General features: G+C 46.6%; 28 protein-coding genes. 12 read left to right on the forward strand and 16 right to left on the reverse strand.

Going from position 1 to position 26,186, the window contains the following annotated elements:
• Positions 1 to 5 precede the first annotated feature (5 nt).
• On the forward strand, positions 6 to 659 hold the full coding sequence (locus J4N45_RS06890; RefSeq protein ID WP_252014245.1) for a DUF2848 domain-containing protein: 654 nt from the start codon (positions 6 to 8) through the stop codon (positions 657 to 659).
• Between the two features lie 8 nt (positions 660 to 667).
• Positions 668 to 1,882: an amidase family protein gene (locus J4N45_RS06895; protein WP_252014246.1), complete on the forward strand. Its 1,215-nt coding sequence runs from the start codon at positions 668 to 670 to the stop codon at positions 1,880 to 1,882.
• A 463-nt stretch (positions 1,883 to 2,345) separates the two neighbouring features.
• Here the strand turns inward: J4N45_RS06895 and J4N45_RS06900 are convergent, their stop codons facing one another.
• Genes J4N45_RS06900 through J4N45_RS06945 form a run of 10 tightly spaced genes read right to left on the reverse strand, consistent with a single transcriptional unit; the run spans position 2,346 to position 9,417 of the window.
• Positions 2,346 to 2,567, reverse strand: a complete 222-nt coding sequence (locus tag J4N45_RS06900; RefSeq protein ID WP_252014247.1) for a hypothetical protein — start codon at positions 2,565 to 2,567, stop codon at positions 2,346 to 2,348.
• 16 nt (positions 2,568 to 2,583) lie between these two features.
• Complete coding sequence (locus J4N45_RS06905) at positions 2,584 to 3,027, reverse strand: F0F1 ATP synthase subunit epsilon (protein WP_252014248.1); 444 nt, start codon at positions 3,025 to 3,027, stop codon at positions 2,584 to 2,586.
• 11 nt (positions 3,028 to 3,038) lie between these two features.
• Entirely contained in the window at positions 3,039 to 4,424 is a 1,386-nt protein-coding gene (gene atpD, locus J4N45_RS06910) for a F0F1 ATP synthase subunit beta (RefSeq protein WP_252014249.1), read from the reverse strand.
• A gap of 20 nt (positions 4,425 to 4,444) precedes the next feature.
• Positions 4,445 to 5,302, reverse strand: coding sequence for a F0F1 ATP synthase subunit gamma (gene atpG / locus J4N45_RS06915; protein WP_252014250.1), 858 nt, complete (start codon positions 5,300 to 5,302; stop codon positions 4,445 to 4,447).
• Positions 5,303 to 5,326: 24 nt separating this feature from the next.
• Positions 5,327 to 6,865: a F0F1 ATP synthase subunit alpha gene (atpA, locus tag J4N45_RS06920; protein WP_252014251.1), complete on the reverse strand. Its 1,539-nt coding sequence runs from the start codon at positions 6,863 to 6,865 to the stop codon at positions 5,327 to 5,329.
• Positions 6,866 to 6,877: 12 nt separating this feature from the next.
• On the reverse strand, positions 6,878 to 7,420 hold the full coding sequence (locus tag J4N45_RS06925) for a F0F1 ATP synthase subunit delta (RefSeq protein WP_252014252.1): 543 nt from the start codon (positions 7,418 to 7,420) through the stop codon (positions 6,878 to 6,880).
• A gap of 11 nt (positions 7,421 to 7,431) precedes the next feature.
• The gene (locus J4N45_RS06930; protein WP_252014253.1) at positions 7,432 to 7,902 is read right to left on the reverse strand and encodes a F0F1 ATP synthase subunit B; all 471 of its coding nucleotides are present in this window, start codon (positions 7,900 to 7,902) and stop codon (positions 7,432 to 7,434) included.
• Between the two features lie 38 nt (positions 7,903 to 7,940).
• Entirely contained in the window at positions 7,941 to 8,177 is a 237-nt protein-coding gene (gene atpE, locus J4N45_RS06935; protein WP_004727739.1) for a F0F1 ATP synthase subunit C, read from the reverse strand.
• Between the two features lie 60 nt (positions 8,178 to 8,237).
• A complete protein-coding gene (gene atpB / locus J4N45_RS06940; protein WP_252014254.1) occupies positions 8,238 to 9,008 on the reverse strand; it encodes a F0F1 ATP synthase subunit A in 771 nt (256 codons plus the stop codon).
• Between the two features lie 22 nt (positions 9,009 to 9,030).
• The gene (locus tag J4N45_RS06945; protein ID WP_252014255.1) at positions 9,031 to 9,417 is read right to left on the reverse strand and encodes an ATP synthase subunit I; all 387 of its coding nucleotides are present in this window, start codon (positions 9,415 to 9,417) and stop codon (positions 9,031 to 9,033) included.
• A 639-nt stretch (positions 9,418 to 10,056) separates the two neighbouring features.
• On the opposite strand from J4N45_RS06945, the gene folK reads away from it, so the two are divergent.
• The 4 genes from folK to folM all read left to right on the forward strand — a co-directional run bounded on the left by folK (position 10,057) and on the right by folM (position 12,403).
• Positions 10,057 to 10,554, forward strand: a complete 498-nt coding sequence (gene folK / locus J4N45_RS06950; protein ID WP_252014256.1) for a 2-amino-4-hydroxy-6-hydroxymethyldihydropteridine diphosphokinase — start codon at positions 10,057 to 10,059, stop codon at positions 10,552 to 10,554.
• Positions 10,555 to 10,665: 111 nt separating this feature from the next.
• Positions 10,666 to 11,052 carry a dihydroneopterin triphosphate 2'-epimerase gene (gene folX / locus J4N45_RS06955; RefSeq protein WP_252014257.1) on the forward strand — a complete coding sequence of 129 codons (387 nt, stop codon included), beginning with the start codon at positions 10,666 to 10,668 and terminating at the stop codon, positions 11,050 to 11,052.
• Positions 11,052 to 11,690 carry a GTP cyclohydrolase I FolE gene (gene folE / locus J4N45_RS06960; RefSeq protein WP_234493920.1) on the forward strand — a complete coding sequence of 213 codons (639 nt, stop codon included), beginning with the start codon at positions 11,052 to 11,054 and terminating at the stop codon, positions 11,688 to 11,690. The genes folX and folE overlap by 1 nt, the downstream gene beginning before the upstream one ends.
• Entirely contained in the window at positions 11,687 to 12,403 is a 717-nt protein-coding gene (gene folM, locus J4N45_RS06965) for a dihydromonapterin reductase (protein WP_252014258.1), read from the forward strand. The genes folE and folM overlap by 4 nt, the downstream gene beginning before the upstream one ends.
• 237 nt (positions 12,404 to 12,640) lie before the next feature.
• Here the strand turns inward: folM and rplY are convergent, their stop codons facing one another.
• From rplY to radD, 5 genes are all read right to left on the reverse strand, one after another.
• Positions 12,641 to 12,919, reverse strand: coding sequence for a 50S ribosomal protein L25 (gene rplY / locus J4N45_RS06970; protein WP_042498373.1), 279 nt, complete (start codon positions 12,917 to 12,919; stop codon positions 12,641 to 12,643).
• 161 nt (positions 12,920 to 13,080) lie between these two features.
• A complete protein-coding gene (locus J4N45_RS06975) occupies positions 13,081 to 14,448 on the reverse strand; it encodes an ATP-binding protein (protein ID WP_252014259.1) in 1,368 nt (455 codons plus the stop codon).
• Positions 14,441 to 15,097: a response regulator transcription factor gene (locus J4N45_RS06980; protein ID WP_128649432.1), complete on the reverse strand. Its 657-nt coding sequence runs from the start codon at positions 15,095 to 15,097 to the stop codon at positions 14,441 to 14,443. Before J4N45_RS06980 ends, J4N45_RS06975 begins: the two co-directional genes overlap by 8 nt.
• A gap of 25 nt (positions 15,098 to 15,122) precedes the next feature.
• Positions 15,123 to 15,530, reverse strand: coding sequence for a PepSY domain-containing protein (locus J4N45_RS06985; RefSeq protein ID WP_252014260.1), 408 nt, complete (start codon positions 15,528 to 15,530; stop codon positions 15,123 to 15,125).
• 72 nt (positions 15,531 to 15,602) lie between these two features.
• On the reverse strand, positions 15,603 to 17,339 hold the full coding sequence (gene radD / locus J4N45_RS06990; RefSeq protein WP_252014261.1) for a DNA repair helicase RadD: 1,737 nt from the start codon (positions 17,337 to 17,339) through the stop codon (positions 15,603 to 15,605).
• Between the two features lie 70 nt (positions 17,340 to 17,409).
• Between radD and rsuA the strand changes: the two genes are divergently transcribed.
• From rsuA to J4N45_RS07005, 3 genes are all read left to right on the forward strand, one after another.
• Positions 17,410 to 18,108 (forward strand): 16S rRNA pseudouridine(516) synthase RsuA, encoded by a 699-nt coding sequence (gene rsuA, locus J4N45_RS06995; protein ID WP_252014262.1) that lies wholly within the window; start codon positions 17,410 to 17,412, stop codon positions 18,106 to 18,108.
• Between the two features lie 216 nt (positions 18,109 to 18,324).
• Positions 18,325 to 19,530 (forward strand): Bcr/CflA family multidrug efflux MFS transporter, encoded by a 1,206-nt coding sequence (locus J4N45_RS07000; protein WP_252014263.1) that lies wholly within the window; start codon positions 18,325 to 18,327, stop codon positions 19,528 to 19,530.
• Positions 19,530 to 20,183 carry a DUF2913 family protein gene (locus J4N45_RS07005; protein ID WP_252014264.1) on the forward strand — a complete coding sequence of 218 codons (654 nt, stop codon included), beginning with the start codon at positions 19,530 to 19,532 and terminating at the stop codon, positions 20,181 to 20,183. Before J4N45_RS07000 ends, J4N45_RS07005 begins: the two co-directional genes overlap by 1 nt.
• 75 nt (positions 20,184 to 20,258) lie before the next feature.
• On the opposite strand, the gene J4N45_RS07010 is transcribed toward J4N45_RS07005, so the two are convergent.
• Positions 20,259 to 21,683 (reverse strand): DUF2867 domain-containing protein, encoded by a 1,425-nt coding sequence (locus tag J4N45_RS07010; protein ID WP_252014265.1) that lies wholly within the window; start codon positions 21,681 to 21,683, stop codon positions 20,259 to 20,261.
• Positions 21,684 to 21,943: 260 nt separating this feature from the next.
• Here J4N45_RS07010 and J4N45_RS07015 point away from each other — a divergent pair, with 260 nt between their 5' ends.
• The 3 genes from J4N45_RS07015 to J4N45_RS07025 are packed head-to-tail and all read left to right on the forward strand — an operon-like array spanning position 21,944 to position 26,165.
• Entirely contained in the window at positions 21,944 to 22,615 is a 672-nt protein-coding gene (locus J4N45_RS07015; RefSeq protein WP_042475417.1) for an ABC transporter ATP-binding protein, read from the forward strand.
• Positions 22,596 to 25,049 (forward strand): ABC transporter permease, encoded by a 2,454-nt coding sequence (locus tag J4N45_RS07020; protein WP_252014266.1) that lies wholly within the window; start codon positions 22,596 to 22,598, stop codon positions 25,047 to 25,049. The genes J4N45_RS07015 and J4N45_RS07020 overlap by 20 nt, the downstream gene beginning before the upstream one ends.
• Positions 25,050 to 25,058: 9 nt before the next feature.
• Positions 25,059 to 26,165, forward strand: a complete 1,107-nt coding sequence (locus J4N45_RS07025) for a lipocalin-like domain-containing protein (RefSeq protein ID WP_252014267.1) — start codon at positions 25,059 to 25,061, stop codon at positions 26,163 to 26,165.
• The last annotated feature ends 21 nt before the right edge of the window (positions 26,166 to 26,186 follow it).

Genomic DNA, 26,186 nt, shown 5'->3' on the forward strand with positions numbered 1-26,186 from the left:
ATCTAATGAAGTTTATTATTAATGGCACAAGTAAAGAGTTCAATGTCGATACACTGATCGTGGCGGGGTGGACTGGCCGAAATCAAGAGGCGGTACAGGAACATATTGATGAACTTGCTGAGCTAGGAGTCGCGCCGCCTTCTACAGTGCCACTGTTCTACAAAGTAAGTCAGCAAATGCTGACACAACAAAAGCAGATTCAGGTATTAAGCGAGGGTACGTCGGGTGAAATTGAGCCAATAATTGTGCACGCAGACGGTGAGTTTTGGTTTGGTATTGCCTCTGATCATACTGATAGAGACTTAGAAGCGTTTTCGGTAGCACACTCCAAGCAAGTTTGTCCAAAGCCGGTCTGCAATGAGTTGTGGCCGTTGAGTGACATTGTGGATCACCTTGAGCAGATACAGCTTACGTCTTGGTTAGACGAGGGAGATGGCTGGGTTCGATATCAACAAGGTACATTGGCTCAAATAAGACCAATTAGAGAACTCATTGAGCTGGTTGAGCTCCCAGCTAACAGTGCGATGCTATGTGGGACATTCGCCGCGATCGGCGGTGTGAGAAGGACAGCTAAGTTTAGAATGGAAGCGTTCGATCCAGTGCTGCAGAGGTCACTAAGTGCTGAGTACGTCACAAGCGAACTCGACGTGATTTCATAGGGGGAAATATGAAACATGACCGACAGAACTTCGCCGATTCAAGTAAGGTATTTTTAAGACGTTTCGAACCTCAAGATTCATCAGATGGTATATTAAGCCACTTCAGAGTGTCAGTAAAAGCCAACTTTGATGTTAAGGGCTATCCTACGTGCTGCGGAACTACGTTGCTTGCCGACAACATAGCGCAAGAGGACGCGAAAGCCGTCCAGCTGTTAAAACATGCCGGCGCATATTTGGTCGGTCATACTAATATGACAGAGCTAGCCTATTCAGGGCTAGGTCTGAACCCACATTATGGTACGCCAGAGAACCCTATTCTAGAGGGAGCAATACCTGGAGGGTCAACCAGTGGAGGTGCAGTATCTGTGGCGACAGGAGAGGCTGACATCGCCCTAGGCACTGACACTGGCGGTTCTCTACGCATTCCCGCAGCATTTTGTGGGGTGGCAGGCTTTAAACCATCGCAGCAGTCAGTATCAAGTCAAGGATGCTGGCCACTATCTCAACAGCTCGATAGCGTTGGACTCATTGGGAAAAGTGTTTCGGATTGCCGTCTAGTATGGGAGGTGATTTCTAATTCCACGTCGACGGTCGCTACTGATAAGACTTCAACAGAGCTAGAGTTTGTGATTCCAAAGAACTTTGGTTTTGATGAAATCGACCCAGAAGTCGCTGAACTATTTGATCAAGTTGCCTCCATTATCGAAGCGGCGGGCTTTATGGTTAGAGAAACAAGTCATCCGCTGTTCGAAGACTACAAAAAACTACCTGTTTGGCATTTCTCCGCGGTTGAAAGTAGGCATTTTTATCAGTCACATTTCGATACCGACAGTCCCGATTTAGATCCAAGAGTACGCTCCAGAATACGTCGAGGTGTTGAAATCGACGATGTTGAGTTTGAAGAAACCAAAAACGCGCGTCGTGCCCTTATTGATACGTTTTCCACTCATTTTGCGAACAAGGTTGTTTTGATGCCGACCGTCGCATGTAAAGCACCAAAGTTTGAGGATCTACTGCAAGACGCAGACTATGACCGAAATAATCTATTGTGTCTTCGAAACACCACACTCGCCAATGTGCTGGATGGTTGCAGTATTTCATTACCTTTTTGGGGTGAGACGTTCCCTATTGGGATAATGCTGACGATGGTTAATAGTGCAGATGAACGGCTGTTGTATAGTGCTCAAAAGCTAGAATCCATTTTTGCAAATCGCATCAGATAACAATCTAGAATGTGAGAAAAATAGACAGCCAGCGGTTAATCAGATTTAGATAAAGTGCGAGACTGAAGCAAAAAGTACGTAACCCAGCAATGAGGATGTTTATATAGCAGGTACAGAGCCTGGGAGGCAGAGGTGCAATTTAGATAAAAAAACGCCACTTCCAACTATCTAAAAGTGGCGGCAATAGGTTGATGTCAATTAGAGAGTGGTGATGGAGCCACTTGACTCCAAGTGACCTCAAGGTTCTGAGTACAGAACTTGTTAAACAAGTATCCTGAGGTTACTTGGCTCGTTTCTAGTTAACATCTCTCAGGGCGCCAATTGTCGAGTGCTGAGTTCAACGTTTGCTGTCTCTGAGGCAGGTGTTGCCAGTTCTCATTATTGTTCCGCAAAGTACCATTGGTGAATATGGACAAGCGGATAACTGCTGGTTGCACCTCAAGTAGCAGGTAATATTGGAGGCTTACTGCTTACTTTTCATTTGGATGCTGTAATCATCGCTATCGTAAACGGTACGCGGGCTGCCATCCTCCTCAAATACTGCAATCGCACGGCCGTGATTAATAAGATGCATGGCCAACGAAGGTGAGATAGCTTTATGCACGCCTTTTTCTGCTCTGATCTCGCCTTCCCATGGTTTGTCGAGATAGCGACCGTGCTGTGTAAATTCAACTACTAAGCGCATATTGTTTCTCCAAAATTTAGTATCGAGGTCGTGAAGTCGTGAGTTCGACTGCACGGAGCTGAGCCAGAGCTTTGGCTAATTCAAGTTGCGCCTGAGCAAAATTGACGTCGTCGCTAAACTTATTGATGTTCTCTTCTGCTGCACGTCTTGCTGCTTCTGCTCTGGCTTTGTCAATGTCCTTGCCATGCAAAGCCGTATCGGCCAAAACCGTCACCACATCAGGCTGAACTTCAACGAGACCACCGGAGACATACAAGATCTCTTCAGGCTGCTTTAGGTCTCGGAGGATACGAGCCACTCCCGGCTTGATTTTGCTGATGAGAGGAGAGTGGCCGGGACGTATCCCTAGCTCACCATCCGCTCCGGCAACGGCGATTGCATGAGCAGGACCTGAATACAGTGTTCCTTCCGCACTCACTACGTTGAGCTGAAAGGTTGTTTTTGAAACACCTATTGCCATCACGTTGCTCCTTACAGTGTTTTCGCTTTTTCAAGCACTTCTTCGATAGAGCCACAGTACATAAATGCTTGCTCTGGGATATCGTCATACTGACCGTTCAGTAGGCCTTGGAAACCCGCAATGGTGTCTTTCAATGGCACAAAAACACCGGGTTGACCGGTAAAGACTTCGGCAACATGGTAAGGCTGAGTCAAGAAGCGCTCCACTTTGCGAGCTCGAGAAACCAGTCGTTTGTCTTCTTCTGACAACTCATCCATACCCAAGATAGCAATGATGTCCTTAAGCTCCTTGTAGCGTTGCAGTGTCTTTTGAACAGACTGAGCTACGTCATAATGCTCTTGGCCAACAATTTGTGGATCAAGTTGGCGTGACGTTGAATCAAGTGGGTCAATCGCTGGGTAGAGACCCAAAGCTGCGATGTTACGAGACAAAACAACCGTTGCGTCCAAGTGCGCGAATGTGGTGGCTGGCGATGGGTCAGTCAAGTCATCTGCCGGTACGTAGACCGCTTGGATAGAGGTGATCGAGCCATTTTTGGTGGATGTGATACGCTCTTGGAGTACACCCATCTCTTCGGCAAGCGTTGGCTGGTAGCCTACCGCCGATGGCATACGACCAAGCAGTGCCGACACTTCCGTACCCGCGAGGGTATAACGATAGATGTTGTCGACGAATAGCAGTACGTCACGACCTTCATCACGGAAACGTTCCGCCATGGTTAAACCTGTCAGTGCGACACGAAGACGGTTGCCCGGTGGCTCGTTCATCTGGCCGTAAACCATGGCCACTTTGTCGAGTACACCTGCATCTTTCATCTCGTAATAGAAGTCATTACCTTCACGAGTACGTTCACCCACACCAGTAAATACGGAAAGACCGGAGTGCGCCTTCGCGATGTTGTTGATAAGCTCCATCATATTGACGGTCTTACCCACGCCTGCACCACCGAATAGACCGATTTTGCCGCCTTTGGCAAATGGACAAATAAGGTCAATGACCTTTACACCAGTTTCAAGCAGTTCTGTGCTGTTTGCTTGGTCTTCGTAGCTGGGAGCAGGGCGGTGGATCTCGTAGGAGGTTTGTTCACCAATTGGGCCGCACTCATCGATAGGTTGGCCAAGTACATTCATGATTCGACCGAGTGTTTCCTCGCCAACTGGAACGGTGATAGGGCTCCCGGTAGTTTCAACTTGTAAACCACGCTTCAGACCATCGGAAGAACCCATGGCGATGCAGCGAACCACGCCGCCTCCGAGCTGCTGCTGAACCTCTAGTACCAGTGAACTACTTTCGTCACCGACGACCTTTAGAGCGTCGTATACTCGTGGGCCGCTGTTTTGCTCGAACTCTACGTCGACCACGGCACCGATGACTTTGACAATTTTGCCAATACTCATAATTTTACCTCTGAATTTCATTACACCGCTTGTGCGCCAGCGGTTATTTCACTTAGCTCTTGAGTGATGGCAGCTTGGCGTGCCTTGTTGAACACGAGTTGCAAATCTTCAATTAGCTGGCCGGCATTATCTGTCGCTGCTCGCATTGCTATCATTCGAGCTGCCTGCTCACACGCAATGCTTTCTACCACACCTTGATATACAAGAGACTCAACATAGCGAAGCATGAGATGGTCCAAGATATCTCTCGGCGCTTGCTCGTAGATGTAGTCCCAACGACTCTCTTGCTCTGCCTGCTCTTGCTTAGGGAATGGCAGCAATTGAGTGACGGTTGGCTGTTGCGTCATCGTGTTCACAAACTGGCTATAGACCAAAAACAGTCGGTCGATTTGACCTTCGGTATAATGCTCCATCATGGCGTGCACTGTGCCGAGCAAATCTTCCAGTTTTGGGTGGTCTCCCAGTGCTGATGTTTGCGCGACAACACGGCCGGAAGCCTGGAAAAAGTTGATCGCTTTTGAGCCGATTAATGTGGTATCAACCTCAACACCTTGTTGTTGCCAGACTTGCATTTCAGCAAGCACTTTTCGGAACAAGTTGGTGTTAAGACCACCACAAAGCCCTCTGTCTGAAGAGATGATGATGTAAGCAACGCACTTTACGTCTCTCTCTTGAAGGTAAGGGTGGCTGTACTCCAACGTACCCGACGATACGTGGCTGATTACCTTTCTCATGTTTTCTGCATAAGGGCGCGACGCTTCCATGTTGTCTTGCACCTTACGCATTTTGCTCGCTGCCACCATCTCCATAGCACTGGTGATTTTTTGAGTACTTTGAATACTCGCAATCTTGGTGCGTATCTCTTTGGTATTTGCCATTACTGACTCCTACTGGGTTGATGGTTACACGTGCAGCGCGGAAAACTCTTCTAGCAACGCGCGAAGCTTGGCTTCAATATCGCTGTTGTAATCGCCACTTTGATTGATGGTGCTCACGAGCTCCGGTGCGGTCTGATTTGCATGGGTTATGAGACCTGCTTCAAAATCGGCGACTTGGTTGAGAGCGACGTTTTCTAAGAAACCTTGTTCAGCAGCGAAAATAACCAGTGCTTGATCGGCAACGGACATCGGTGCGTACTGCTTTTGTTTCATCAGTTCAGTCACTTTTTCACCGTGGTCAAGCTGCTTTCGTGTGGTCTCATCAAGATCTGAGGAGAACTGAGCAAAAGCAGCTAATTCACGGTACTGGGCTAGGGCAGTTCGAATGCCGCCAGATAGCTTTTTGATGATCTTGGTCTGCGCAGCACCACCCACACGAGATACGGAAATACCGGGGTCAACTGCGGGCCTTAAACCAGAGTTGAACAGCTGGGTTTGCAAGAAGATCTGACCGTCGGTGATCGAGATTACGTTAGTCGGAACAAACGCTGATACGTCACCCGCCTGTGTTTCAATGATGGGTAACGCTGTCAATGAACCAGAACGCCCTTTGACTTCACCATTCGTAAACTGCTCGACATAGTGCTCGTTCACTCGAGCGGCGCGCTCCAACAAACGAGAGTGGAGGTAGAACACGTCCCCTGGAAATGCTTCGCGACCCGGTGGGCGCTTGAGAAGCAGAGAGATTTGACGATAGGCAACAGCCTGTTTAGATAGGTCATCGTAGATGATCAACGCATCTTCACCCCGATCACGGAAGTATTCACCCATGGTGCAACCAGAGTAGGGCGCAAGGTACTGAAGCGCTGCCGACTCAGATGCAGACGCCACGACGACAATCGTATTTGCCAGGGCATTGTGCTCTTCGAGTTTGCGAACTACATTGGCAATGGTTGAGGCTTTTTGACCAATGGCGACATAGATACATTTCACACCCGTGTCACGCTGATTGATGATGGCATCGATTGCCATGGCCGTTTTACCTGTTTGGCGGTCACCGATAATCAGCTCACGCTGCCCTCGGCCGATTGGCACCATCGCATCTACCGCTTTGTAACCTGTTTGGATGGGCTCATCGACCGATTTACGATCAATTACACCAGGCGCGATGACTTCTACAGGGTCAAAACGTTCAGCTTTGATTTCACCTTTACCATCGATAGGTTGACCTAGTGTATTCACCACGCGGCCTAATAACGATGGGCCTACCGGCACTTCAAGGATACGACCCGTACCACGAACCTTCATGCCTTCACAAAGGTCGGCGTAGGGACCCATGACTACTGCGCCTACAGAGTGGCGCTCTAGGTTGAGAGCAAGGGCAAAACGGTTATCTGGCAACTCGATCATCTCACCTTGCATTGCGTCAGCAAGGCCGTGAATTGTGATAATACCGTCGCTGACCGAAATGATAGTACCTTCATTTCTTGCTTCGCTCGCCATATCGAAGTTGGCGATACGCTCTCTGATCAGCTCACTAATTTCGTTTGAATTTAATTGCATTTCTTTCCCCTACTAAGCGTGTAGGTTGACAGCAAGTCGGTGAAGAGAAGAGTAAATACTTCCATCTAACACCTGCTCACCAGCTTTAATCATCACCCCACCCACAAGGGAAGGATCAATTTTTTGCTCTATGGTTACCGACTTTCCAAATTTGGCTTCAAGCGCATTCTTCATGTCTGTAATTTGGTCTTGCTCTAGATATTCTGCTGTGCACACAACGACATCCATCGTTTTTTCATGCTCGGCTTTCATTTCAAAGAACAGATCTACCGTCGTCGTGAGCAATTTGAGACGCTTGTTTTCTGCCATAACACGTAGAAAATTCTTCACGTATTGGCTCAGCCACTCGTCACATGTCGAAAGAATCATGTCGAGTAAAACCTGCTCTGAGCTTTCCTCTTCAAGGTCTTCAATCACCTCGATGACTGCGGGCTGCGATACCACCATTTTTAACAAGCCGAATGTTTGCCCCCACTCATCGAGCAGTGCTTCTTCTAAAGCAAAGTCGAAAGCAGCCTTGGCATACGGTCCTGCGATTGAGGCAAAGTCACTCATCTGATTTACCTCTACATTTCACTAATCATGTGCTCAACAAGCTCACGGTTACTCTTAGAATCAAGGTTTTTGCGAATCAGTTTGCTTGCACTCTCGATAACTAGATCAGCCATTTCTGATTTCAGCTCTTGGCGCACTTTGCTCTTTTCGCTTTCAACCTCGGCTTTACCTTCAGCAATGATCTTGGCTTTTTGTTTCTGAGCTAACTCTGCTGCTTCCTCGACTAACTGGTTTTGACGTTGTTGTCCCAGTTCGATAATGGCTTGTGCCTTTTCTCTCGCTTCTGCAACGATGCATTCACCGTTTGCTTTTGCTAGTTCAAGTTCTTTTGCTGCAGCTTCGGTATTCTTGATACCTGTCGCTATTTCATCTCTACGCTCGTCAAGCAGTGTTACCAAAGGTGGCCAGACATATTTCATGCACAGCCAAACAAAGATAACGAAGGAGATTGCTTGACCTAGCATGGTTGCGTTTAGGTTCATAACATCCTCATCAATGTTTACTTATGAAAAAGATATAATTAAGCCACTGCGAAGATGATATAGAGACCAATACCCACACCAATCATCGGTACCGCATCAACTAGACCCATCATAATGAAGAACTGGGTACGTAACATTGGAGTAAGATCCGGTTGGCGAGCGACCCCTTCTAAATATTTACCTGCTAAGTTACCGATACCAGCTGCCGCACCTGCAGCACCCAGACCAATTAAAAGTGCACCTGCTACATATAAAACAGCACTTACAATATCCATAACGACTCCCGACTATAATTGTTTGAAATTGATTAAATAAATTAAATGTTTAATAAAGAGTTAGTGGTGCTCTTCCACTGCCATACCCATATATACGACGGTGAGAACCATAAAAATAAACGCTTGTAATCCAACGATTAAAATATGGAATAGAGCCCAAGGAACACTTAGTGCCCACTGCATCCACCATGGCATCAATGCGATAAGAATAAATATCATCTCACCTGCGTACATGTTACCGAATAGTCGTAGCCCTAATGAAATAGGCTTGGAAATCAAAGTGACTAATTCAAGTACTAAGTTCACTGGATACAAAAGTGGACTAGAAAAAGGCTGTGTAGTGAGCTCCTTAATAAACCCTTTAATACCTTTATGTTTGAATGTATAACCCAACACAAGTATGAATACACCCAACGCCATAGACATAGTGATATTTACGTCCGCAGATGGAAGATCTCTAAAGTGAGTTAATCCAATCACACGAGTAAATGCTGGAACAAAATCAATAGGCAACAAATCGATAGCATTCATTAAGAAAACCCAGACAAAAATGGTCAACGCCAATGGTCCAATTAATTTGTCTTGCGCCTGAAAGATCTCTTTTACTAACCCGTCAACAAACTCGAAAACCAACTCAACTAGCATTTGCAGTCGACTAGGCACTCCACTGGTTGCTTTGGATACTGCGTATCGAAAGCCTAGGATAAAGGTGATTCCTAGTATCCAAACCATGAGCATTGAGTCTAGGTTAATGCCCCAAAAGCCATCTCCTACTGTCCAGAACGTTAAATGGTGTTCAATATAGTCATGCGCAGATTGAACGTTCTCCATTAGGCATTCCTCTGTTATTTGATTACTGCTGCTCCTTGAACATTGGACTCAAAAACAAGCCTAGAACGGTTATGCAGTAGGCGGCGAGAACCATGTGTTGATTCACCGCCATAAATCGGAATGTAAAAATGAACATCACTATCGTGTAGATCACCTTTATATTACGACTCAACTTCAACAGATCTTTAAGACTGTACTCGGGCTTACGCTTCGCTTTATAAGATGCAACTCTTGTTCCCATAAATAAGGGTGCAATTGCTATGCTTATTCCAATAAATGCAGACTCAATATCCAACTTACTTTTGAAGACAATTAGATACAAAAGAGTGATAGAACCAAAAACCATTTGGCTGTATAGCATCCTGTTGCCTGCAAGGATAATGCTCTTGCTGGAGATGTTGGAATGCATCAGTAATCCTCTTTTTACACAAGATAAATACATTGGGCTAGTATTGAGAAAATGTTACCCACTGTATTTATCACCTAGAATATGTAGATTTATTACTACATTTCCTTGGCTAGAAACACTACGCCTGTTTTTAATTGATGAAAATAATAATTATGGAAACCTATCATTCCATTTTTGAATGAGTCATATTTTGTGTTCCTTCTCTGGTTTCAATGTGTTCATTTCTCGTTTAAGAGATGAGAGTTAATATGAACTTGAGTTCCCTTGTTAATTTTCGCACATATATAGTGTTTTTAGGCTTGGTGGTAGGTGTTTTAATGCATAGCTAAATCAAAGGGTTGGTTGTCCAATAATTGGAGCAGTTATAGGAGTGATTAATTTGTCTCAATTGGGAAAGACCTATATAAAACAGATGATTATAAAGATACGTGGCACCTCTAAATGGTAACAGCTCACTCAATATCTGTCTGATGTTGTGTATGGCTTTGTTGCTGAATCATCTGAAGTAAACGCGACGTACTTTCAAATCAACAACGGGTGATAGTGCTTATGACGTCACTTTGGTTGCAAGTTGCGGGTTGCGTTGTTGATCGTCCTCGCTCCCAGTGTCGTAACCAAAGGCAAAAAAGGAGAAGCACAATGGCGACCGTCTATGTCAGTATTGGGAGTAATATCAACCGCGAACATCACATCACAGAGTCCATTCGGGCACTTAACAATCGATTTTCAAACCTGTCTATATCCCGGTTTTATGACTGCGAGCCCGTTGGTTTCGAAGGAGGTAATTTTCTCAATCTAGTCGTTGGGTTTGAGTGCGACCAGTCTGTAGCTGAGTTGGCAAGATTTCTAAGGCAAATTGAACGAGACAACGGGCGCCAGCGAGAGACGAAAGCGTATGTATCACGTACGCTCGACATCGATATCCTCCTTTATGACAAAAAAGTTGGCATTATTGATGGGGTGGAGCTGCCAAGAGGTGAGATCACTGAGTACGCGTTTGTATTACGCCCTTTGGTTGATATTGCAGCGAAGGAACTTCATCCCACTCTATCTATCTCATTTCAGCAAATTTGGAAGAACTTCGGTCAGTCGAGCCAGAAAACACGAGTGATACCTTTTGAGCTTAATCTCTTCTAGTCATGTAGTTCCTCAGATAGTCGTCAGACCACCTTGTTGCTGGCGCCCTGTTTGATCTTTTCCTAAAGCCGGCACGTAACCGACATCATCTTCTGATGAGTGGAAATTACAATGAATAACAACGCGATCATTACCATCACGAACCTCAGACTACGAACCTTTATCGGTTTTAATGAGGATGAGAGAACGAAGCAGCAAGACGTCGTTATAAACGCAGAAATCCATTATCCAGCTAACAAACTTTGCCTTGCTGATGACGTGGAAAACGCTCTCAATTACAAGAACATCTGTAAGAAAATCATTCAGCATGTGGAATCCGGGAAGTTTTTACTTCTAGAAAAACTCACCAGCGACGTACTCGGGATCTGTATCGACCACTCGTGGGTACGATACGCGAAGGTAACGATAGACAAACCCCATGCGTTACGTTTTGCAGATTCCGTCTCGCTTACCTTGAGTTATGAAGCAGATAATGAAACTGTCCGAGGAGAGTTCTAATGCCTAGTATCGAAGCAAATAGAGTGAGAGAAGCCCTCATCGCGAAAGGACTTGAAACTCCAATGACGTCGAGTGAAATGAGCAGTGATCAAAAATACAACAGGATCAAAGGGCTCCTAACGGAAGTCGTCAGTACCCTCGGACTTGACCTAACCGACGATAGTCTTGCAGAAACGCCGCATCGCATTGCGAAGATGTACGTGCACGAGATTTTCTCGGGTCTGGACTACGACAACTTTCCAAAAATAAGTGTCATAGATAACAAGATGTCGGTCGACGAGATGGTCAATGTGTCGGATATCGATTTAACGTCAACGTGCGAACATCATTTCATTACCATCGATGGGCTAGCGCAGGTCGCTTACATCCCTAAATCAAAAATACTTGGGTTGTCTAAAATAAACCGAATCGTTCGATTCTTTGCACAGCGCCCTCAAGTCCAAGAGCGACTCACTCAGCAAATCCTAGTCGCCATACAGACGTTAGTAGAAACAGAGAATGTCGCTGTCACTATCAAAGCGACACACTACTGCGTCAAATCCAGAGGCGTCATGGATGCCAACTCTGAAACGACAACAACCGCTCTCGGTGGCACCTTCAAAACCAACCCCCAAACCAGAGCGGAGTTCTTGCGATGAGTGAAACGATTCTAGTAACCGGTGTGGGGAAGCGACTGGGCTTTGCGCTTGCTCAGCAGCTTTTGTCCGATGGATACCGAGTGGTGGGCACCTACCGAACTGACTATCCGCAACTGCAACACCTCCGTGACCATGGTGCTGATCTTCAGCAGGTAGACTTCTATCAAGAAAACAGCCTAGAGGCCTTTCTTGACTATGTACGGCAAGAGTACAAAGTACTTCGAGCCATCATACACAATGCTTCCGATTGGAAGCCGGAAAGCAAGGAAAATCCCGGTGACAAAGCAGCAAGAATTATCCACCAAATGATGACCGTGCACGCAACCGTGCCTTACTTGGTGAATCTGACACTCAAAGACCACCTCATGTCCGGCGATACAACGTCAGACATAATTCACATCAGTGATTATGTTGCAGAAAAAGGCAGTAAAAAACACATCGCTTACGCCGCCAGTAAATCAGCACTCAACAACTTGACGCTATCGTTCTCCGCAATGCTGGCACCCAAGGTCAAAGTTAATACTATTTCTCCGGCCATGCTCAAGTTCAATGAACATGACGATGAAGATTACAAAGCTAAAGCTCTGCGAAAAGCTCTGATCCCTGCAGAAGCCGGTTTTGAGGAAGTGATAGATGGGATTAAGTTTGTTCTGGCAAGCCACTATATGACGGGAAGAACGCTGCATCTTGATGGCGGTAGGCATTTGAAGTGAAAGAGTCTTAATCAAATCGAGTAGGGTGCTCATCACAATGGCACAACAAAGAAGTGTCAGGGAAAAACGTGCGCATTGATAAGGAATTAAGGGAGTTTTTCTCTTTTCTAAAACGGTGAAACCCCGATGTTGGTAGCATCGGGGTTTCGAATTTTTTAAAATTCTTGGTTGGTAAGGCCGAGAATCTTTCTATGCATAAGGTTTGGATTAAATCCGATTAATTCCTTGGTAGGGGAATTAGATGCGGATGAAGTCCATGTGCTCAACTTTTGGCTTGAACGCGTGACGTTGAACGTCTTGTGGCTTAACCTTAATTTCTTCGCCAGCAACCACTAGAGTGATGCCTTCGTAGAATTCTGGCTTGTCCATTTGGTTTACGATGTCATCGTGGTTTAGAGCAACTGATACAGGTGCTGCTTCACCACCGTAAACGATTGCTGGGAATTGACCAGCGTGACGTAGGCGGCGGCTCGCACCCTTACCTAGTTCAGTACGTACTACTGCTTCGAATTTCATAGTTTTTACTCTCAAAATAGTAAAATTAACAAATACGTTTTGACATAGCGACCTAGTCAAAACTTTAATCGCTTTGAGTGATCGTAAAGATACTCTCAAAACGAGCGCGGATACTAACATTCATAGTGGGGCTCGGCAATAGCAAATTGCTTATAACTCTACTATTTTTCGCCCTTTGCTCGCTTTAGCTTAAGAACTGCACGCAATCCGCCCATTTTGCTCTCGCCTAGCTCCAGTTGGCCACGATAGCTGTGCGCCATTTCAGAGACGATATTGAGACCAAGACCTGTACCTGGGGTGCTTTCATCAAGGCGAACACCGCGCTTGGTTACCTCACGGCATTGCTCTAATGGAATGCCCGGTCCGTCATCTTCGATAATGAGTTCTACCTCAGAATCATCAATATCGTTAGAGTGAACTTGGATTAAACTGTCACTCCATTTGTATGCGTTTTCGAGTAGGTTACCGAGCATTTCGTCTAGGTCGGCTTTTTCTACGGCTACCTCAAGATCGGTATCAAGCTCGCTAATCAGCGCGATTTCACGCTCAGCGTAGACTTTGTCAAACGCGAGAGAAATGGCGTCGACACGCTCGCTAGGTGACGATTTTACCGCAAGGATGTTCATTGCACCCGCCATGCGTGCGCGTCCCAAGTGGTAATCAATCTGAGCTTGGATCTGTGTGATTTGCGGTTGTAGCTTGGCGCGGTCTTCCTCTGACAAGCTCTCAAGCTCGTTTTTAAGTACAGACAATGGTGTCTTTAGGGCATGAGATAGGTTACCGGCGTGGTGTCTGGCTCGCTCCAACAGCTCTTGGTAATGGAATAATAGAGAATTAAGATCTTTTACTAAAGGTGCAATTTCTTTTGGATACTGCTCGTCTAATGAATGCTGCTCTGCGGTTCGTAACCGTTTTAACTCCCGCTGCATTTTGCCTAGTGGTCTTAGAGACCAGCTGACCTGACCCACGATAAGTGCGAGTATGCCTAGTACCATGACGCCGAGAATGAGCCATAGCTCGCCAGTTAGAGATTCAAGGGTATCATCTATTGGGTCTTCATCTTGTCCAATAACAATAGTGACGCCGTCACTTACATCAGGTAAGAATAAAGTTCGTTTGATAGCGATGAGCTTTTCATTGTTTGCACCAAAGTAGTGGGGGCGTTTGTCTTTACCTTTAGTTTGGAGTGTTTTATCCCACAATGAGCGCGACCGCAATGAGTCGCTCTTTGTGTTGATTTGCCAGTAAAGTCCACTGTATGGCTGATTGAAGCGAGGATCGGATAAGCGAGTCGCCAGCACCAGTTGACCTTGGTCATCAACTTCTAAGTTAGCAGCGATTTCATCCATCGCGTGACCAAGTTGGATCTCGAGATCACTGATTAAGTAATCTCGCACTAGTCCCGGTATGGATACACCCGCCGCTATGGTCATCGCTGATAACCAGAGGGTTGCAGCAAGGAGTAGGCGAGTCTTGAGGCTGAGCTTTTTGACGCCTTGGCGTAGTTTTTCTTTGGAAAGGTTAGGCATTCAACTGATACCCAAGGCCTCGAACGGTCTTGATAACGTTTGGGGCAATCTTTTTACGGATGCGTCCGATAAACACCTCTATGGTGTTGGAGTCGCGGTCAAAGTCTTGCTTGTAGATATGCTCGACAAGCTCTGTGCGCGAGATGACTTTGTCGGCATTATGCATAAAGTAAGCGACAACTTTGTATTCAAGGGCGGTAAGACTCACTGCATTGCCTTGCCACATCACTTTAGATGTACGTGTGTCTAAACTAAGATCGCCAATCTGCATAAGGGGTGAAGCATTACCGGATGCGCGGCGCAACTGTGCGCGAATACGGGCAATGAGCTCAATCATTTCAAATGGTTTGGTTAGATAATCATCAGCACCAGCGTTAAGCCCTTCGACACGCTGTGTTAGGGTGTCGCGTGCGCTGAGGATGACGACAGGTGTATTGATGCCTTCATCTCGAATGCCTTTTAGTACCGTAAGACCGTCGATCTTTGGCAGACCCAAATCGAGAACGATGGCATCCCACTCTTCAGAAGTCGCACGATAGAGGGCATCAATACCGTCTTGAGCCAGTTCAGGCACCCAGCCGGCACTTTCAAGAGTTTCTAGAATTTGTTCGCCCAACCTAGGGTCATCTTCAACAACAAGAATTTTCATTATTTTTCTCTTTTTATTGGTGACGTTATTTCTTGATAACTCGTTGTAGATTATGGCCTTTGATCTCCATCATCTCCAGTGTTGCCGCGTTGTATTCGACTTTAATGATGTCCTGGTCATGTAAAAGTTTTAGCTCGTAGATCCACTCATCATCGTCTTCTTCAAGTTCGACCTTGATGACTCGACCGTTAAGGTCGTTTTCAACTGTCGCAAACAGCTCAGAAAAAGGTTTAATAAGACCTTGCTGAACCGCTTCATAGACCTCGTCCTGATCTTCTTCAAACTCAATACGCGTATCGCCCGTTTCAACATCTTGAACGAGTTCATGGCCGCTTGGGCTGTCAGAAAAAAAGTTTGCATGAGCAACCAGCGGTGTCGCTATTGAGGTAAAAACAGCAAGTGTGGCAAGGGCTTTATTCACTTGGTTAGGCATAGCAAGATCTCAGCATTATCGAACATGGTATTAATATAAAACGTGAAATATGAATCAAACCTGAACGGTTTTTTAGTTTAACTCATCATCAAATACTTTATCGCGCATTTTCCAAAAACGTCCGCTTTTACGGGCGATGACAAACGCAGGTAATCTGAATCTGTGCTGGTTGTTGACCACCTTGGTCGGCGATGTGGCATCAAACTCCCTATGTTTGTCGGCTAAATGAGGACGAACAAACTTAGATAAAAAGGTTTGTTTTTGTTTTTTCGTCGTCAAAGACCAAAACTCACTGACTTGCGCATCATTATCGCCGATATAGTTGACTCGAAGGCTGCTTTTACCTTTGTCGTCTTTGTGGACCTGAAGGTTCATATCAACACATTCGAACACCAGAGCATCTTTGAGATTGAGGGCTTCTTTCAGCTTTTTATCTGGATCGACCAAAGTTGCATCGCACTCGTGACAAATTCTCGCCGCAATGTCGTTATCAGCGCCGCATTCATTGCAGTACTTAGCTCTAAATCGGTAGTCGCAGTGCTCTCGTTCGCCGGTCTCTTCATCGGTAAAGTAGCCTTGGCATTTGCGGCCAAAGTGTTCAATCAAAAAGCCGTTGGCATCGAGCTTGCCCCAGAAGTCGTTGTTGAAGCCGCAGGCAGGGCAGGGAATCGTGATGATTTCTGAGTCTGAATCTGGCTTTGGATTTCCGACTTCGGGCTGGTAGAGATCATACGTGTTGCCCGCATAATCAAGTACCAAACACTCGGTCTTACCATCAGAAAGTCGAAGGCCACGACCAACAATCTGTTGATACAGGCTGACCGACTCGGTTGGTCGAAGAATCGCGATTAAATCAACATGCGGCGCATCAAAGCCTGTGGTCAGTACCGATACGTTGACTAAAAACTTTATCTCTCGTTGTTTGAATCGATTGATAATGTCGTCGCGCTCAGGTGTTGGTGTATCACCGATGACGATTTGACTAGAATCCTCAGGTAATAAAGAGAGGATTTCCTGCGCGTGACGCACGGTTGCAGCAAAAATCATCACGCCTTGTTTGTCTTGGCTGTAGCGGATGATCTGCTCAACGATTTGTGGGGTCGCGCGTTTGGACTGCTCGATGACCAAGTCCATCTCCGATTCTTTGTATTTCCCCATGCTGGTGGGTTTTAACTGCGAGAAGTCATAACTTAGCACAGGGGCATCGATCAATTTGGCGGGGGTGAGAAAACCTTCGTCGAGCAAGTATTGAATAGGGAGCTCGAAGATACAGTCTTTAAAGAAGCGGGGTTCGTCGCTTCGAACCAAACCTTTGGTATGGTATTGATAGATCCAACCCACTCCGAGTCGGTAAGGCGTCGCAGTAAGCCCAAGGATCTTAATGCCAGGGTTAATCTCGCATAAGTGGCTAATCACTTTTTGGTAGCTGGAGGTTTTGGTTTCTGGTACGCGGTGGCACTCGTCAATCACTAATAGTGAAAACTGATTAGCAAACGCATCTAGGTTTCGGACCACAGACTGTACAGACGCAAAGACAACTTGCTCAGAGGTTTCTTTACGTCCAAGACCGGCAGAGAAAATAGAGCCTTTAAGACCGTATCCTTCATATTTAGCGTGGTTTTGCTCAACGAGCTCTTTCACATGGGCAAGTACTAATACTCTGCCACGCGCGAGACGCGCGAGTTCAGCAATGACCAAGCTTTTACCGGCTCCAGTTGGGAGCACGATAACGGCGGGCGTATCATTCTTACGGAAATAATGGATAACGGCTTTAACGGAGTCGGCTTGATAAGGTCGAAGCGTGTACATACGGCTCAGTTTTACTCTACATTTTGAAAAACCCCTCTATAATACCCCACGAAATGAAAACGAGGTATTCATGCGTTTAGATAAGTTTTTGTGTGACGCGTTAGGCGCAACACGTAAAGAAGCCACAAAAATCATCAAATCTGGTGATGTGACCGTAGATGGTGTGATTCAAAAGAGTGGTGCATTCAAGGTTACTGAAGAGAGCAGTGTCGAGTGGCAGGATCGTGAGGTTCGTATGCAAGGCCCTCGCTACATTATGTTATTTAAGCCAGATGGCTTTGTTTGTTCTCATGAAGATGGTTTTAACCATACCGCTTTTATGTTGCTCGATGAAGTGAAGATGGAAAACCTTCACTTTGCTGGTCGACTAGATGTGGATACAACAGGTTTGGTTTTAATCACTGACGACGGCCAGTGGTCTCACAGAATCACCTCACCAAAACACAAGTGTGCGAAGACTTATCGAGTCTGGTTGGCAGACCCTGTTCAGCCAAATTACCAGCAAGCGTTTGAAGAGGGGATTGAGCTCAGAAATGAAAAAGCGCCGACCCTTCCGGCACAGCTTGAGATTATCGACGATAAAGAAGTCCTACTGACGATTCACGAGGGCAAATACCACCAAGTTAAGCGCATGTTTGCGGCACTTGGCAACAAGGTTGAAGGTTTGCACCGAGAGAGCGTTGGTGACATCGTTTTGGATGATATGCTAGAGCCTGGCGAGTATCGCTATCTCACTCAAGAAGAAATTGACTCAGTCTGGAAAAAGTAATACTAATAGTTTGATTTACAAAGTTTAGATTCACCCTGTGAATGCAATGGTCGCGAGCCTTCAATTTAATCAGCACTAGCACCGTTTTGGTTTTGCGCTGACGACCTTCCTATCCTCGCGACCCTTTTCACAACCATTCTCACTCAACGGGAAGTTGAGTAAAACATGAGCATAAAAGCAAGGAATGCGGCTCATCGACGTTTTGTTAGGAGCGATATGAGTTCTCAAACCACATCGCAGCCCAATACACCTCAACTTGGTTTGTTACTGTTTTTAGTGCTTGGCGCTATTGGCGCGTTGACGCCGCTGGCGATTGACATGTACCTCCCTGCGATGCCAAACATCGCGCAGGATATGGGTGTCACTGCTGGTGCTGTGCAGATCACGTTAACTGTGTATACCGCTGGGTTTGCTATTGGACAGCTTTTGCATGGTCCGCTTGCTGACAGTTTTGGTCGAAGACCAATCCTGTTATTTGGCGTATTCTTTTTTGGCGTTGCGTCGGCCGTCTGTGCGACGACAACCAGTATTGAGTCTTTGACGCTGGTCCGTACTGCACAAGGTTTTGCTGGTGCTGCGGCGGCGGTGATCATTCAGGCCGTCGTGCGTGATATGTTCGATAAAGAAGATTTCGCGCGCACTATGTCGTTCGTTACGCTTGTTATCACGCTGGCACCTTTGGTTGCTCCTATGATTGGTGGTCACCTGGCTGTTTGGTTTGGCTGGCGTTCTATTTTTTGGGTACTCACAGGCTTTTCTGTGGTGGTGATTGCTGCTGTGCTATGGAAAATTCCGGAAACGCTGGCACCAGAAAACAGGCAGCCGCTGCGTTTTCGAACGACCATCAAAAACTATTTACGCCTTTGTCAAAATCCGGTCGCGATGGGGCTTATTTTCTCTGGCGCGTTTTCGTTTGCCGGGATGTTCGCGTTCTTAACCGCTGGATCATTTGTCTATATTGATATCTATGGCGTATCGCCAGATCAATTTGGCTATCTGTTCGGCCTTAATATTGTGACTATGATTATCATGACGAGTATCAATGGTCGTCTGGTTAAGAAAGTCGGACTGCATGGAATGCTACGTTTTGGTATCGGTGTTCAGCTGTTTGCTGGTATGGGGCTTCTGGTGAGCGGTGTGTTCGAACTTGGTATCTGGGGCATTGTGCCGTTTGTGATGCTGTTTGTCGGCACCCTGTCGACGATCGGCAGTAACGCCATGGGGTTATTACTAAGTGGTTATCCAACCATGGCGGGCACGGCGTCGTCACTCGCTGGTACGTTGCGATTTGGTACTGGCTCTGTTGTTGGGGCGATTGTTGCCTTTTTACCAGGTGGCACTGAGTGGCCAATGATTGCATTAATGGCAATTTGTTCGGTATTATCCGCCGCCTTGTATTGGACGTTGGGAAAGAAAGCATAATGTCTGCATATTATTCAGAAATTCAAATGGTCGTGAACTCAGCTTTAGAAGAGTTAGCGGCAGAGCACGCCTCAGGTAAGCTAATTAACTCACCTGTAACGAACAATCACTTCCTTGTAAGGTGGGTGACTCGTGCGATTAAGACTCAACGTTTTGGTAAGGCGACCAGTGCCAACTTAGTTCAATGGCAAAAAACAGGACGTTCAAAGGGCAACGATTCTATGTTAGAGCCGACCTTTAAGCGCATTTCTGCTTATTATGATGGCTTTTTTGGTGGCGACATCGTTCCAATTACAGACAAAATGATTGAGCAGTTTATTGACGATATGGAAGCGGCAGGTTGGGGTGTATGTACTTCAGAAGTGCTGACAGATGGCAGCAAAGTGCAGTTCTTTACCGATGGCGCTAACTCGTTTGCGGTATGCGCTAACCAATGTGATGACTGTTTTGAAGGCGAGAACCTCATTAAACCGATGAGCTGGTTTATCCGCGGTAACCACGCAGAGTTTATTACCAAGGCTTATGAAGCGGGCTTTATGCTTCATAAAGTCACCGATTATAAGTCTAAAGTGAAATACCACGGCGAGTACCTAGTATACCCATTGAACCAAGGTACGCAGCTTGCGGAGATCCCGCTCTCTTTCAAGGCATAGTAGACTGATTTAACAAGAAAAGCGTAGCTAAATGGCTACGCTTTTTTCGTTTAGATAAGACGTAAATGGAAGGTTCTATTTCGCCTTGCGAACAATCGCTCGCACCATGCCTCTAAAGATAAACAGGTGAGCGGGCATCATGGCAAACCAATACAAAAGACCCAAAAAGCCTTTCGGATGCCACCAAGCGCTAATGTTGATTTCCCTCTTATCTCCGTGGTCGGTGATGGTGAACTCTAATCGACCCAACCCTGGGCCTTTCATCCCAAATAACAGAGATAGGAAATGAGGCTGCTCGCAGCGAATGACCTTCCACGAGTCAATAAAATCACCCACTTTTAGCTCTGGTCCTTCTGGAGAGCGCCTAACAGGTCTCCCTCCACCGAAGAAGATATCTAGCCATTCTCGAGTACGCCACAGAATGTTCGCGAAGAAGTAACTGTCTTTAGGGTCACCAATGGTTTTCACCACATCCCAAAGCTGCTCGGCGGTTTTGGACGTGGTGAAGCTCGCGCCTGTTTTCTTAGGGTAGTATCCGTAACCTGCTTGCCAACGACTGAGTGCCGCAGGCTCAAATCCCCATACATTGCTTCGAATAAACTTACCGTCTTGTTCGATACTGGTTTTGACCGCTTGCTCGTAGGAAATCAACGTCTGTGGGAAGCGTTGTCGAATTGCTGAAGAGTCTGCAATGAAATCGTGCTCCAATCCTGCAAGGAGTGCACGCCCAATACTCGATGGCACCGATGTAACGACGCCGAGCCAATAGGAAGCAATCTTAGGTGTAAGAAGAGGGGTAGCCCATAATCGCAGTGGTTTGCCAATTTGTTTGCAGATAGTCGCAAACTGCTCTCGGTAGGAGAGAGTATCAGGGCCGCCAACTTCATAGATTTCAGTAGTCGGGGACATCTTTTTGGTGAGTTCAATGAGGTAATGGTTCAGATTCTCAAGCGCGATTGGGTTGGCTTTCGATTCCACCCATTTAGGCGCAATCAAAACAGGAAGGTTATAAACAAAGTCGCGCATTATTTCGTAGGCGGCTGAGCCCGGACCAATGATAACACCGGCACGAAGCTCGGTGATGGGGACTTTACTGGTTCTGAGTAGTTTGCCTGTGGCTTTTCTCGCCGCTAAGTGCTCAGAGTTTCCTGTTTGCGGCTGAATGGCACTCAGATAAATCACATGTTGGACGTCGCTTAGCTCCAAGGCATCCCGAAAATTTTGTGCCAGAGAAAGCTCGTAATCGAGAAAATCATGCCCATGTGCCATGCCGTGGACAAGAAAAAAGACGATGTCGAACTGAGGCACCAACGCAAGGGTGGCGTTTCGATCGGCAAGATCCAAATATTCGAATGTCAGTTGAGAGTGGGGGAGTACCCGCGCTTTTAGGTAATCAATCTGCCGTGCGGCTGCGGTGACTTGGTATCCTTGGTCTAATAGAATAGGGATTAATTGAGATCCGACGTAACCGGATGCTCCTAAGACTAAAATGCGCTTCATTTGTATCCCTCAAAAAAACTATCTCTCTAAAACTTATCACAATTTTCAGACTTTTCAGAAAATCTTGGTGTAAATTTCATCGCTATTTAATGAAATGAAACACGAATAATCGACAGGTCTAACAGTAACAAACTGGTGCCTTGTTTCGCCTTGGCAGTGAAGGGGCAGAATAGTCAGGTTATCTCCGTGATTACCCTTCCTTGTGAGGCGTTTTTAGTGTAGATTCAGTGTCCAAATTTTCGTTTGTTTAAAGAGTATTAATGCTTAAGTTGTCTGACCTTAGCAAAGGCTACATTGACGGTGGTGAGTTTCATCCCGTACTGCAAAGTGCAGAGTTAACCCTGTCGCAAGGTGAACAGTTGGCATTAATGGGCGAAAGTGGCTCTGGCAAAAGTACTTTGCTGAACTTGATTGCGGGCATTGATAAGGTTGATTCTGGTGAAATTTGGTACCCAGATTTTGCCATGCACGAAGCTAAGGAAAGCCAACGTACGGCTTATCGCCGCAACAATATTGGCCATATTTTCCAGCAGTTTAACCTGCTGCCTACTTTGAACATCGCCGATAACATTCGCTTTTGTCGACAGATCAAAGGCTTGCCTGAAGACCGTGGCCTATGGCGTCAAATTCTGTCTGCACTCGACTTAATGGCTTTGCTTGGTCGTTATCCTGAAGAGATTTCGGGTGGACAACAGCAGCGTGCTGCGATTGCACGTGCGCTGTATATGGAGCCAAAAATTCTCTTAGCCGATGAGCCAACCGGAAGCCTCGACGAGCGCAATGCTGAAGCGGTCATGCGCCTTCTTACCTCCCTGACTCGTCATCTAGAGTGTACCCTGTTGGTCGTCACACACAGTGAGAAGGTGGCGTCTCATATGGACGGTTCTATTCGCCTTCAAGGGGGGCAATTGCATGTTATGGCCCGTAGTTAAGGCACTACTTGGGCACTACCGTCGCCATCCTCTTCAAATTCTTCTAGTCTGGCTTGGTTTAACCCTAGGGGTGTCACTCTTAGTTGGCGTTACGGCTATCAACCATCATGCCAAGCAAGCCTATGCCAGTGGCGAACGTTTGTTTGCTAATCCGGTACCTTATCGTATTCGTCCAAAACATGCGGAAACTAAGATCCCGCAAGGCTTTTATATTCAACTTCGACGTGAAGGCTTTAAGCAGTGCGTCCCGTTTGATATCCAAAAAGTGACAACCAATGATGGCATAGAGCTCAACCTTGTTGGTGCTGATCCTATCTCGCTGCTGCAACTAAAGCATAGAGTCACTATTGGTGACATTGCTTCGCAAGACCTGATTAAAGTACCGACCACCATCCTTGTCAGCCAAGATCTTGCCGAGCACAAAGGCTGGAAAGATGGCGACTCTATTACGCTTGATAGTGGACTTGTCTTAGGGCCAGTGAAGGTTGACCAGAAAGCCGGCATCAAAGGGATGCAGGTGGTTGCCGACATGTCTTTGGTTCGCGCGATCAAGCGATCTTCCGGTCTCTCTGTGATTGCTTGTGGCGATATGAGCCCAGTTCAATTGGAGAAGCTAAGAAAGTTGATTCCAAATGGGATGACACTGTCGCGCAGTTCGCAGTCAGAGCTAGAGTCACTGACAGCTGCGTTTCATACCAACTTGTCAGCAATGAGTATGCTGTCGTTTGTTGTGGGCCTCTTTATCTTTTATCAAGCGATGTCACTTTCGCTTGCACAAAGACAGCCATTGGTAGGTAACCTAAGACAAGTGGGTGTCTCCGGCTGGCAGTTGACTCAGGCGCTGTGTTTAGAACTCGCTGTTCTGGTCTTTTTAAGCTGGCTGTGTGGAAATGTATTTGGCTTAGTACTTGCCAATCAATTGATCCCTGCGGTTTCGCAGAGCCTGAGCGATCTTTATGACGCGAATATTGGATTGACGATCGATTGGAGCTGGGAGTGGAGCCTCTACAGCTTAGTCCTCGCACTGTCGGGTGCAATTATTTCTTGTGGCTGGCCGCTGATCCGCTTGCTTAAGACGCAGCCGATTCGATTATCTGCACGCTTATCTTTGATGCGCTTTACGGGTGCAGAGTTCACTTGGCAGGCTTTTGTGGCGTGTGGGTTGTGTGTTGCTGCTATCGCTATCTACCAAGCGCCTAAGTCGCAAAACTCGGGTTATGCCATCATTGTATTAATGCTGCTCAGCGTAGCCTTAATCACCCCATTTATTACTTGGAAGATTTTCACTCTGTTCTCTTACTCGTTGCGCTGGGTAAAACTTCGTTGGTTCTTTGCAGATGCAGCGGCAAGTATGAGTTATCGTGGTGTAGCCAATATGGCGTTCATGCTGGCGATGGCGGCCAATATGGGTGTTGAAACCATGGTGGGCAGCTTTAGAGACACGACCGACCGATGGCTGACTCAAAGATTGGCTGCGGACATCTACGTCTACCCAACGAATAACAGTGCGGTTCGCATGAGCCGTTGGCTGGAAGCTCAGCCAGAGGTAGAGCGAGTCTGGTGGCGCTGGGAAGAAGAGATCCCGACAGAGTCTGGGCTAATGCAGGTCGTGAGTACCGGTGACTCTAATGGAGAGATGGACGCGCTCACGGTGAAAATCGCGGTTCCTAACTATTGGTATCATTTGCATCATTCACGCAGTGTGATGATCAGTGAGTCTATGGCGTTGAAGCGTGACCTACGACCGGGCGATTACGTCAATCTTGGGGCACCGTTGGGCAAAAACTGGCATGTTGTCGGGGTGTATTACGACTATGGTAATCCCTATGACCAAGTGCTGTTGTCTCAGAATCGTTGGTTAGCGAATCTTGCCGGTAGCGGTGATGTTGCACTTGGGGCAGTTCTAAACGATAAGTCCCAGTCTCTGTTTGTTGAGCAAAGATTGCAGTCGACGTTCCGCCTAAGTAGCGAACGTATTTACGATAATACGTCGATTCACAACAAGGCAATGACGACGTTTGATCGAACCTTTGCCATTGCTGATACGTTAGGAAACATCACTCTAGTTATCGCAGTGTTTGGTATCTTCTTTGCAACTATCGCAGGTGAGATAACACGTCAAAAGCATACCTCGCTTTTGCGGTGCCTTGGTGTCTCTGGGAAAGAGTTAGTCCTAATTGGCGGCTTGCAACTTTTGGTGTTTGGTTTGATTTCAGCGGCCATTGCTATGCCGTTGGGTATTGCACTTGCTCAGTTGATTGTCGATATTGTGATTAAGCAATCTTTTGGATGGTCACTTCAGCTACAGATCGTGCCTTGGCAGTACTTGGGGACGTGTTTGTGGTCTTTGGCCGCGCTGGTGGTTGCAGGTGCATTACCTGTTCTTAAGCTCATTCGAAACAGTCCGATTCATTCGTTAAGGGATGCGCTATAAATGAGTCGAATGCAGAAACTTATCTTCGTCTGTTTGTTGATTGTCGTTGTCGCTGGCACGGTGATATGGCTTGCTAAGCCAGAGAACAACCGAATCAAGGTGACCAAGACAAGCCAGATAAATGCTATCTTCGGCTCCCCAGGTAAGAAAGTATTTGAGCCAGTACTCCCTGATAGGGAAGTGGCACTGCCGCGGGACTTTCGTTTCCATCCCGAGTTTCAACATGAATGGTGGCAGGTCGTGGCTCAGCTTGAAGATGAAGCGGGTCAAATCTATTGGTTACGTCTTCGTTTCTTCCGTTATGCGAGTGATGATCGCGTTGCGACTGGTTGGCAAGATCCTCAGATCTATATTTCTAACGTCGTACTCAATAGCCATTTGGGTATGTTTACCGACCAACGCATAGCACGCGGTGGCATTGGCCAAGCTGGTGGGCTTAGCCGTCCATTCCGAGTATGGATTGACGATTGGTCATGGCGCTCACTATCGAGTGAGCCACTGCCGGGCAATCTTAAAGTCGCGACAGAAGAGTTTGCTATCAATCTCCAACTGACTGCGGTTGGTAACTATGCGGTTCTGGGCGATAAGGGATATCAGATTAAACACGATCTCCTTCCGCGCGCCTCTTATGTCATTGAAACGCCATTTGTCCGAACCCTAGGAAGTTTGTCGCTTGCTGACGGTCGATTGCTAAAGGTTAGAGGGAGAGCTTGGCTTAGCAAGGAGTGGGGCAGTGAGCTGGTTGGTGCCAATTATGTCGGCGAAGACAACTTTATTCTGTGGCTCGATGACGCTAAAGCTCTGATGGTAAGTCGTTATCGCTATAAAGATAATATGCCCTATACCAGTGCTGCGATAGTGGATCGAAAAGGCAATGTTACCAATATTCCTACAGACGACATCGCTCTCAAAGCACTTGGGTATACAGAATTTGAATCAGGAGTCCGTGTTCCACTGAGTTGGAGCTTACGTATTCCGAGTCAAGGCATTGACCTTGTTGTGAAAGCCCGTAAACGAGATAACTGGGTCAATTTCGTTGTGCCTCAATGGCAAGGGGCGACAATGGCTAACGGCTCTCACAAGGCTCAGGGATTCATGCAACTAAGCGGCTACTAAGTCGCTTTTTTTGTCCGTTAT

Origin of the sequence: Vibrio sp. SCSIO 43140 (genome assembly GCF_023716585.1) — a bacterium.
Taxonomy (GTDB): Bacteria; Pseudomonadota; Gammaproteobacteria; order Enterobacterales; family Vibrionaceae; genus Vibrio; species Vibrio maritimus_B.